Below are 1,976 nucleotides of genomic sequence, written 5' to 3'. Positions count from 1 at the left end.
CAGCGAGCGCTATACTTAGCCCTCTTCTCCACACTTTCTTCATACCCGTTTCCCCTTCTTTTTTCGTACTTTCTCCACCAAAAATAAACACAAAACGTCCCTTCTATTTTATATTTCAACAAGGCTATTTTCAACATTTTTAGTGTGCCATTGGGGACGGTTCTCAATGTGGTACAGCTTAGGTCAAATTAACAAAATGAAATGGGCTCAGTAACAGGCTGCAGAGCTGGATTTTGCCAACCTGGCAGGCTAAAGAGCTATGACTCACGCCCTGTAACAAGAGGCTATAGCTCGTTGGTTTTTATAGTCCGGCCTTTATTGCACGACAAGTAGACCTGAGTGACATCAGGCCCTGAATGTGATCTTAAGATTTAGAATCAGGTCATTATACTTGGATCAGAATGCAGGCTTTTTATTTTTGAAATGGGTTCGCCGTTTTTCCACACGCTTACGTTTGAACTTTCTGTATGGCTGAATCTGTGATTTTACTATGCAAGCATCTTCGAATATATCATCGATTTCAGACAATGGAGCAAAGCCAAATATCATTTTGGGAAGCTGAAGCTTCATTTGGCCTATAATAAAAGAGCGGTTCGACTGATACCGGTACTTGTTTTTGGGATTTTTAGTAGCATCAATTACTTCATCAGCACCGCCTTTGATAAGTGCAGACAGATTTGAAAGAAGCAGACCGATATAGAACTCCTGCATAATAGAGGTTATCGTAGCACCATTGAAATCTTCTATTTGGAGACGGTCCTTTAATTCAAGGTATTTTGTTTCACATGGCCAGCGCAGGAAGTAAAGGCGTCTGGACATTTGGATGGAAAAGGACTTGTCAAAGATGTTTGTGGCAAGGTACTCATATTCCCCGCTTTCGAGCATTACTGAGATTACTCTGACTTTAACATCATCAGTGCCCTCTTTGGGATTGCCCAGAAGGTGGTCTATGATATCAGCATTCTTTTTACCAGCTTTTTTCGCGAGGCCGATACTGTCCTTAATGCGCATGACGCAGTAATGGCCATATTCTACGTAGTATCTGAACATGCTTTCTGAATAATAGCCACGATCAAAAATGACAACAGAATCCTGGTAGATTCCTAGTTCCTCCAAGTTCTTAAGATGTTCTAGCGCAGCTGCTCTTTCGGAAGCTAAAAATTTATTGAGCGAAGCGTGAACAATATAGTCATCTAGAACGTCATATACTATAGATGCCAGAGCCTGAGTATATTTTTCATTGGGGTTATGAGTGTTGAACAATTCACCGAAGTGTTCAAAAAGCTCCTTAGAATTAGGAAGCTCAAATTTGGAGCCATCAATAGCAAATACATGGAGGCCATTCCAGGTTTTCCGTTCTGGGATGTTTTGGTAGAAGAGGTCCACAGAAAGGTTAAATAATTCTGCAAAAAGTGCTGGACAGATTCCTTGTCTGGCTCGAGAAATAGCCTGTTTGGAGATCTTTTTGGGGAAATCAGAGATTTTACATAACTCTCGTTTTATGTTGGATAGGTTAGTATCCATCGATGAGCGATTTGAGAACAATAAATACATTATTACATGTATAATAGTAAGTACCCGTTTTCTTACGAAGCGGTTTTTTGCCTTGAATACATCGAGGCGAGAAGGGGTTGACAGATAGTCCTTGATTGACTGAACGATTTCTGAGCAGATTTCTTTTTTGGTCATACAGACACCTCCAAAATTTAGTAAAGATTTCCGGCGGCCACCGGATAGTTTCCTTACTAACAAGGGCCGCGAAGCGGACGCAAATTTTGGAGGGCTTGTCAACCCCCTTTTTAAAAAAAGTCGATAAATATGGGATTTTTTGACGTTAACAATTTGTTTACAATCGAGTAGGGCGGATTTAACCGCCCTCTCACACCACTTATCCCGACTTCCTAATTATCCTGAAACTTACTGTCAGATATACTGTCTTCTTGGAGTTTGCCTGTTGAAAGTCGGGATAACTTTTT

Annotated in this window: 1 protein-coding gene; it reads right to left on the bottom strand. The window is 40.7% G+C overall.

The features are described from left to right. Nucleotides 1-396 precede the first annotated feature (396 nt). Complete coding sequence (locus G608_RS0117700; RefSeq protein WP_026497101.1) at nt 397-1,689, bottom strand: IS4 family transposase; 1,293 nt, start codon at nt 1,687-1,689, stop codon at nt 397-399. Nucleotides 1,690-1,976: the final 287 nt, after the last annotated feature.

Source organism: Butyrivibrio sp. WCD3002, assembly GCF_000424265.1.
GTDB lineage: Bacteria > Bacillota > Clostridia > Lachnospirales > Lachnospiraceae > Butyrivibrio.
Note: the sequence above shows the minus strand (reverse complement) of the source record. Positions and strands in the feature narration are given on the sequence as shown.

Excerpts from the sequence above, each read along its gene's own strand:
- G608_RS0117700 (WP_026497101.1), bottom strand. The coding sequence starts at position 1,689 with ATGACCAAAAAAGAAATCTGCTCAGAAATCGTTCAGTCAATCAAGGAC.